This window comes from Methylobacterium symbioticum, from assembly GCF_902141845.1.
Taxonomy (GTDB): Bacteria; Pseudomonadota; Alphaproteobacteria; order Rhizobiales; family Beijerinckiaceae; genus Methylobacterium; species Methylobacterium symbioticum.
In genome coordinates, this window is record NZ_CABFPH010000170.1 from 1 (window position 1) to 7315 (window position 7315).

General features: G+C 64.7%; 10 protein-coding genes. 6 read left to right on the forward strand and 4 right to left on the reverse strand.

All coding sequences use genetic code 11. The features are described 5' to 3' along the window. Nucleotides 1–310 precede the first annotated feature (310 nt). Nucleotides 311–601 (reverse strand): PIN domain-containing protein, encoded by a 291-nt coding sequence (locus tag MET9862_RS27720; protein ID WP_053611565.1) that lies wholly within the window; start codon nt 599–601, stop codon nt 311–313. An 89-nt stretch (nt 602–690) separates the two neighbouring features. Next, entirely contained in the window at nt 691–909 is a 219-nt protein-coding gene (locus MET9862_RS27725) for a hypothetical protein (RefSeq protein WP_053611564.1), read from the reverse strand. 342 nt (nt 910–1251) lie between these two features. On the opposite strand from MET9862_RS27725, the gene MET9862_RS27730 reads away from it, so the two are divergent. From MET9862_RS27730 to MET9862_RS27745, 4 genes are all read left to right on the forward strand, one after another. Further along, nucleotides 1252–1857 carry a recombinase family protein gene (locus tag MET9862_RS27730; protein WP_053622443.1) on the forward strand — a complete coding sequence of 202 codons (606 nt, stop codon included), beginning with the start codon at nt 1252–1254 and terminating at the stop codon, nt 1855–1857. Nucleotides 1858–1928: 71 nt separating this feature from the next. Then, a complete protein-coding gene (locus tag MET9862_RS27735; RefSeq protein ID WP_142586139.1) occupies nt 1929–2180 on the forward strand; it encodes a hypothetical protein in 252 nt (83 codons plus the stop codon). Between the two features lie 3 nt (nt 2181–2183). Next, nucleotides 2184–2432: a hypothetical protein gene (locus tag MET9862_RS27740; RefSeq protein ID WP_053611204.1), complete on the forward strand. Its 249-nt coding sequence runs from the start codon at nt 2184–2186 to the stop codon at nt 2430–2432. A 229-nt stretch (nt 2433–2661) separates the two neighbouring features. Continuing rightward, nucleotides 2662–3837: a YihY/virulence factor BrkB family protein gene (locus MET9862_RS27745; RefSeq protein WP_053611205.1), complete on the forward strand. Its 1176-nt coding sequence runs from the start codon at nt 2662–2664 to the stop codon at nt 3835–3837. Nucleotides 3838–4464: 627 nt separating this feature from the next. Here MET9862_RS27745 and MET9862_RS27750 read toward each other — a convergent pair. Continuing rightward, a complete protein-coding gene (locus MET9862_RS27750) occupies nt 4465–4926 on the reverse strand; it encodes a Ros/MucR family transcriptional regulator (protein WP_053611206.1) in 462 nt (153 codons plus the stop codon). A 389-nt stretch (nt 4927–5315) separates the two neighbouring features. Between MET9862_RS27750 and MET9862_RS27755 the strand changes: the two genes are divergently transcribed. After that, the gene (locus tag MET9862_RS27755) at nt 5316–5744 is read left to right on the forward strand and encodes a hypothetical protein (protein ID WP_053611207.1); all 429 of its coding nucleotides are present in this window, start codon (nt 5316–5318) and stop codon (nt 5742–5744) included. Between the two features lie 23 nt (nt 5745–5767). Here MET9862_RS27755 and MET9862_RS27760 read toward each other — a convergent pair whose 3' ends face one another. Next, nucleotides 5768–6262 carry a Ros/MucR family transcriptional regulator gene (locus MET9862_RS27760; RefSeq protein ID WP_230368372.1) on the reverse strand — a complete coding sequence of 165 codons (495 nt, stop codon included), beginning with the start codon at nt 6260–6262 and terminating at the stop codon, nt 5768–5770. A gap of 447 nt (nt 6263–6709) precedes the next feature. On the opposite strand from MET9862_RS27760, the gene MET9862_RS27765 reads away from it, so the two are divergent. Further along, entirely contained in the window at nt 6710–7171 is a 462-nt protein-coding gene (locus MET9862_RS27765) for a hypothetical protein (protein WP_053611527.1), read from the forward strand. Nucleotides 7172–7315: the final 144 nt, after the last annotated feature.

The following is a 7315-nucleotide window of genomic DNA, read 5'->3' on the forward strand; positions in this document are numbered from 1 at the left end:
CGCTTGAGGGCTCTCCTGGGTTCAGACGCCTGGAGAGCCGAAATAGATCCGCGCGATCGGCGGCGGATATGCCCCAATGTCCGCACAGCTCTCCAGCCGTCAGATCGGGAAAGGAGAAGTTGGTGTTTTAGGCCCTTGGACCGATCATCTCAGAAAGAGAATTTGAGTCTATTACCTGCTCTGTTATCTATTCAAAATTTTTAAGAGGTTGCCGGGGAGGGACTGCGAGCCGGCCGGTTAAGTACATCGCTGTCGATGAACTAGGCCGGATTTTGTAATGTTGGATAACGCTGTGCGCTCGCCCCCAAGCTTATCGGATGAGCTGAACCTCGACGCCGACTGCGCCGGCAACCTCGGCCAACCAGGCGTTGGCGGTGAGCGCGACCGCGGTCGTGCGGGCGGCCAGCGCGAGGCAGAGCCGGTCCCCGATCCCGGGTCCCTTAGACAAGATCAGCGGCTTGAGCAGGGCCGCGCGAACAGCCAGGTCGTCGACCGGCGTAAGAGGGTACACGAGGCCATCCCGTAGCGCCCGCACCGTTGCCTCATCGGCCCCGTTGCGCACCATCCATCCGGCGACCTCGCCGAAGCTCACGCTCGTCATCGTAGTGGTCCCAGTAAAGGCTTGACGCACCTGCTCCCAGCCAAGCTCCTGGCGGCAGATAGGTGAGCAGCGCCGAGGCATCGAGGACGCTACGCGTCACGAACAAGCTCCGCCGTGATTGCGCTCACCTGATCTTGCGTGCCTACCGATGTCTCCTCTTCCGGACCGGCCTCCGCGCGGCGAGCCACGAGGAAGGCGGCGACCGAGGCGTCGTCACCGGCCAGGTATGAAGAAGCCTGGGCCTGCAGCGCCGCCATGGCTGTGGCGACAGAACGAACCCGCAGCTCACCGTCCACCAGGGTCAGCACGACCGGACCTCCGTAATCCAGATCGAGAGCCCTGCGAGCCTGAGCAGGGATGATCAGGCGACCAACTAAGTCGATCTTGGAAAGTGTGGTGCTCAGGACGTGATACCTCGCTGTGCACGATGTGATCGGCCTTCCATCATGAGCTGGTATGGTCAGCACTCAGTATCTACCATAAATCGGCATAATGGCATTCTCGTCGGATCCACCATGGTTCTCATCCGCAAGGGCATGGCCGGAACCGACCGGTTTCGGCCATGTCATTCGCGGCTGGCCGTAACATAGCCTTGCGGCGGTTTCGGCCATGCTCTAGTTTCGGCCATCGTTTCCGGCCGGATCGCGACCATGCCCCGCACCTTCGCCTACCTGCGCGTGTCCACTCTCGGACAGACCACCGACAATCAGCGCCAGGAGATCGCCGCCGCGGGTTTCCAGGTCGAACCACAGCGGGTGATCACCGAGACGGTCTCGGGCAGCGTCGCCACCGACCAGCGCAAGGGCTTCGTCCGCCTGCTCGACCGGCTCGAGCGCGGCGACGTCCTGGTCGTGACCAAGCTCGATCGGCTCGGCCGCAACGCCATGGACGTCGGCGGTACGATCAAGCGGCTCGACGCCCTCGGCGTGCGCGTGCACTGCCTCGCACTCGGCGGCGTCGACCTGACCAGCTCGACCGGCAAGCTGACGATGGGCGTGATCAACGCGGTCGCCGAGTTCGAGCGCGATCTCTTGATCGAGCGCACCCAGGCGGGGCTTGCCCGGGCGCGGGCCGAGGGCAAGACGGTCGGCCGGCCGGCGAGCCTGACGCCGGAGCGGCGGCGAGAGGCCGAACGGCTCCTACGCGACGGCCGGAGCGCCTCGGCTGTGGCGCGCGAGCTCAAGGTCAGCCGGGCCACGATCCGACGCGTGCAGGCGGCGCTGCGCGCGCATGAGTCCCAGGGACAATCCGGCTGAGGGAATGATCGGATGGTCGGCTGTCCGCTTCGGTGGCATACTGGCTGCGGCTGCGGCAGAGGGTTCAGGCCATGCGCGAGCCGACGTCTGAGAGCGTGCGCGAGATGATGCTCGCTCTGATGAGTGCCGCGCTCACGCAGATCGTCGCCATGAACGCGCGGGCGGACGAGCTGGCCCGGGCTGCACACGAGGACATCGACCCTTGTTTCGCCGCCGCGATGCAGGAGCACGCCCGCCGCTATCGCGTCGAGGTTTTGGAGCTGCAGGGTCGGCTGGCGACGCTGAGCGGCGACTACACCCGGCGCTTCCACGCGGAGATCTGAACCGTGCTGTCTTCTGATGAGGATGAGAACTCCAACCCTTCAGGATCCCAAACCTACCGGCGGCTTCGTGAGATCGCCGATCTGCTCGGCAAGCCCGTAGGGACGTTCCTCGGGTCGAAGCCTGACGAGGATGTCGCGCTGCTCGAGCTGCTGCGCTTGTGGGGCACGATCACCGATCCCGTGGGTCGGCGGCGCGTTCTCGACCTCGCGCGCCAAGAGGCGAAGTGCAGCAACTACGAGGACGATAGCTGAACCCGGTCGGCGGTCATACCATAGCATTGGAGGACCGGTTCGATACTTGTCCCGATAGCTGTCATTCTGGGGGAATGATGAGGCTGCAGGAGCAGGCCGCCCGTGGAAAAATCAGTGCTATGTACGGGCGTCTTGATACTGCCTCGCGGCCAATCCTCTGCAACGTTTAAGATGGCTTCCCGTTGTTGCGCGGGCTGCTACAGCGCAGCCTGACGTGCGGGGTTCGCCGATGACATCCTCGAAGCTTGATCGCACCCCGCCGAGCCGGGAGCAAACGAACGCTCTCATATGGACGGTAGGGCTGGCCACCGCTCTTCTCGGCGTCGTGGCTCTGCCGCGGCGTGGAGCCCGTACAAGCTCCGCCGAACTCCCGCGGCGCGGAGACGATCAGGCTGAAGCGGCACGGAAGCCTTCCCCGTCTCACACCGGCACCGCGGCTCAGGAGATGGCGCGCACGCAGGCCGACCGCGGCCGACGAGCATCGAAGCCGACCGAGATCCCCGCCAAGGGCTGGAAGGACATCGCTCTACGTACCTATCACGACATCGGCGAGAACCGGCTGTCGCTGATCGCGGCGGGCGTCACCTTCTTCACGCTGCTGGCGATCTTCCCGGCGGTAGCGGCTCTCGTGTCCTGCTACGGGCTCATCGCCGACGCCGCGACCATCAACGAACAGCTCGCCAGCCTTCAAGGCATCCTGCCCCAGGGGGCCATCGAGATCATCGGCGACCAGGTCAAGCGGCTCAACGAGAATGGCAACACCACCCTCGGCCTCAGCCTGATCATCGGTGTCGCCCTGTCGGTCTGGAGCGCCAACGGCGGCGTGAAGCACGTCTTCGACGCGCTCAACCTCGTCTACAATGAGCGCGAAAAGCGCAATTTCTTCGTGCTCAACCTCATCTCCCTCGGCTTCACCGCGGGCGCGCTGCTGTTCCTCGCTCTAGCGCTGTCGGCGATCGTGGTCCTGCCGGTGGTGCTCGCGTATGTCGGCATCGGCAAGGAAGCATCGTGGCTGAACCTGCTTCGCTGGCCTGTGCTCCTGCTCGCCGTGCTCGGTGGCTTGGCGGTCCTCTACCGCTACGGGCCCAGCCGGGACGCGCCGCGCTGGCGCTGGGTCACGCCCGGGGGCGCCCTGGCGGCCGTGTTCTGGCTCGTCGCCTCGGCCCTGTTCTCCTGGTACGTCGACCATTTCGGCAGCTACAACAAGACCTACGGCTCGCTCGGGGCGGCGATCGGCTTCATGACCTGGATCTGGCTCTCGACCATGATCGTGCTGGTCGGCGCCCAGGTGAACGCCGAGATGGAGCACCAGACCGCCGAGGACACCACCGTCGGCAAACCGCACCCCCTGGGCGCGCGCCGGGCCCGCATGGCCGACACGGTCGCTGTTGCTGAGAACGATTAGCCTCGACGCAGGCCGTCGGGCAGCGAGCCGCGGAACGGAGCACGCCGTTGCACTCGGCTCTGCCAACCGCAATCCGTCGCCGTGAACGCCCCACTCGTGCCGGGATCCAGCCCAGACGCGCGGGCTGTTTGGCGGCCTATTCCGAGGCTCACGGCAGCGCGCCAGGCTCGCGGCAAGGTCCAAAAACGCTGCAGAGTCAGGATGCGCCCGCCGCGAGCATAGCAGTGATCCTCAAGCTGCCTTTCCCACGTAAAAAATGAATTCATAATAATGAAGCACTATGATGCTTATAAATAGGAGTCCTAATGGTAGAGACAGATGTGATAAGTAAATTTTAATATCAACAGATGGCGCGCCAAGCAAGAAGCTCGATGCATTCTACAGCGCCTGTATTTGTCTTTTCTCAGACAAGAAGCGCTTCTGTGTTTACGGTCGTCTCGTCAAAGCCGATCAAGCGCGACAGCTTCGCCGAGCACCGAGATGCGAGCCGTCAACGCGCGGACCGCCGCGCGCATCGTCCTGCGTCAGGCGCGGCATGATGCTTTGGTCAGCCGCATGGCCCAGGCGGCTCTGGCGACTGACCTGTAGTCTCCGCTTTAGCCTTCCATCCAGGGTACAGCCGAGGGGTCAGGTGGTTCTGCGGCCCTTGCGCTCAGCCATGGCACCGGGACGGCCGAGCCCTATCGCTCTGGCCAGGGCAGAGCGCTGCTCGGCGTAGCTCGGGGCGACCATCGGGTAGTCCGCCGGCAGGCCGTAGTGCTCCCGGTAGCTCCGCGGATGCAGACCATGCACCGTAAGGTGGCGCTTGAGCGTCTTGTAGATCCTTCCGTCGATGAAGCTGACGATCCCGTCGTGCCGGACCGACTTGCGGATCTGCGCTGGGCTCGGCTTCTCGACGTCGCTCTGCGCCGCCGGGCCGCTCTCGGCCGTCGGGGTGCCGGAGACGAGCCCGGCGATCGCGCCGTGCACGCGCGCGATCAGGGGCGGCAGCTCGGAGGCCGGCACCGGATTGTTCGACACGTAAGCGGCGACGATCTCGGCGACCAGTTCGATGAGATCGGCATCACAAGCTAAGGTTTTTTCCGCCACTTCGTGCGTCCCCGATTGATCCGGCGGCTCGACCGCCGCCGTATTCAGACCATAAAGAAATCTAAGTCAATATCCGCCCACATTACAATTCCGTACTTGATCATAACCCGAACGTCTGGATGTATACCACCGCATCAAACAGGTAGGCTGGATCGAAAAGACTTTGTTGAGCCGATTAGTGATTTGTGCGGCTCCTGCGCGAAGAGCAAGGTGCCTCTGCCGTCGCGCGTGAGCTCAAGCTCAGCCGAACTACGGTCCGACGGGAGTAGGAGACGATGCGGCGAGTTGAGCACCCATGGGCGGTTCGGAGGCCCATGCCAGCTTGTTCAGGTAATGAGGAAGGCACACCTTTAGCTGCTTGTCCGGCCAAGCTGTGGCAGGATCGGGTTATGCCGATCCGGCCCGAGCATCGCTTCTTCTACCCGATCGACTGGCCGCAGCTCTCGGCCATGATCCGCTTCCGGCGCGCCGGCGGCCGTTGCGAGAACTGTAAGCGCCCGCACGGACAGACCGTGTTCCACCTCGGCGATGGCCGCTGGTGGGATCGCGAAGTCGGCGCCTGGCGTGACGGGCGCGGCAGGCGCGTGCGCGTGGCCGTCGGTGCGGTCGATCTGCTCGGGCGCGTGCGCCGGACGCGGGTCGTGCTGGCGGCCGCCCATCGCGACCACGACACCAGCAACAACGCGGGCGCGAACCTCGTGGCCTTCTGCCAGCGCTGCCATCTGATCCACGACCGCCCCGAGCACCGGAGGCGGCGCTGGCTCACCCTGTTTCGGCGCAAGGCGCTCGGGGATCTGTTTCGAGGACCCTACGCCTGAATGGACGCCCCGGTTCTCGACCGCTACGCCTCAGCCGACATCTTGGCCTTCCGCGCCCGGCCCGCTCGCTTCGGCTGCTTTGCGACGGCCTCAGCGCCTTCAGCGACCTTCGGAACCGCCTTCCGGCGTTGCTGTCCAAGGCCGACGCTCTTGGCCAGCGCCGAACGCACCTCGGAGTAGCTGGTCGCCACCATCGGGTAGTCGCGCGGCAGCCCCCACTTCTCACGATAGGCTTCAGGATCGAGCCCCAGCACCGTGAGATGCCGCTTGAGCGTCTTGTAGGGCTTGCCATCCTCGAAGCTGATCAGCGCCCCGTGGGTGATCGACTTCCGGATCTGGGCAGGCGTCGCCTTCGCGACCGCCGGAGTAGCCGGCGTAGCAGAGCCGCCGAGGCCGGCCAGCGCGGCGTGCGTAGTAGCAATCAGCGTCGCCAACTCCGCGGCGGGAACGGAATTGTTCGCCACATAGGCTGAGACGAGCCCCACCGTCAGCTCGATGTAGCCGATGGCCTCGATCATCCCTGTATTCTCGTCCACGTCGCACCTATTCTTGAGAGTGATAAGATATTGTATCGCCGCGCACGAAAGCGCAATGCACCCTCACGAGGAAAAGCTCCTGACGCCGCGTCCGGACTAAACCTCAAACACCGCTCTCGGCCTCAACGGCACTTATCCAGATGGTTGCTGCGCAGTTTCCGTCGTACCCATTCTTCTCCCCTCTGCGCGCGGAAATCAGATCCTGTACGATCGGGCCAGCATCGGCGGCGTGCCGGGACCGCGCCACGCCCCGTCTGTGCATACCGCGCAGCGGGCGTCAACGAGCTGAGCCATTCGCGATCCGTGTGGCCCCAGCGGTCTGCCGGGACCGATGCGCTCCCCTATAGAGAAGCGGGATGCACACCACCGCGTACGGTCGCTCTCCTTCGAAATGGCCGCTCGCGATCCGGGTGGAATCGTCGGAGCGACATGTCGATCAGCCGCCGCCAGCTCACCGCTTCGCTGATCGCAGCCGTCCACATCGCCGAGCGGCATGTGATCGCGGCCTTCATCGCCGATGCAGCGACGCAGTGCGCTCCCAACCCGTTCGCGCAGACGAGCGCCGGAGCCGTGCGCCAGATCTGGCGGCAGCGAGCCGCCGAGTTTCAGTCGTTCGACATCGCGGCGGCCGGGCTCGCCTGTCTGCTGACCGCCGTGTCCGATATGAGCGTGGAGGAGCCGCTGGTGCAGGAGATCCTGCGGGCCGGGCCGCACACCGCGAACGTATTCCATCGCGGCGATGGTTGCCGGATCGTCGGCGCCGTACTCTACGGCAAGCCCGGTGTCGCCCTGCCGGTTCTTTCGGTACCCAGAGCGATGCGTTCAGCTCTTACCCGACAGTCACGCGCTCGCCTGCCGGCGGAGCAGCTCGACTTGTTTGCGCGGGTCTGAGCTCGGCTGTTACCTCCTGAACGCTTCGAGCACGTCCGCCATCGCACTCTGCCGAGATCGGGTGTGGATCGGCGCGGAGTTCTGATGCCGACCGGCTTCGTGAGCACCCGAATGGCCAGATGTCGATGGCTCACAGCCTGGTGC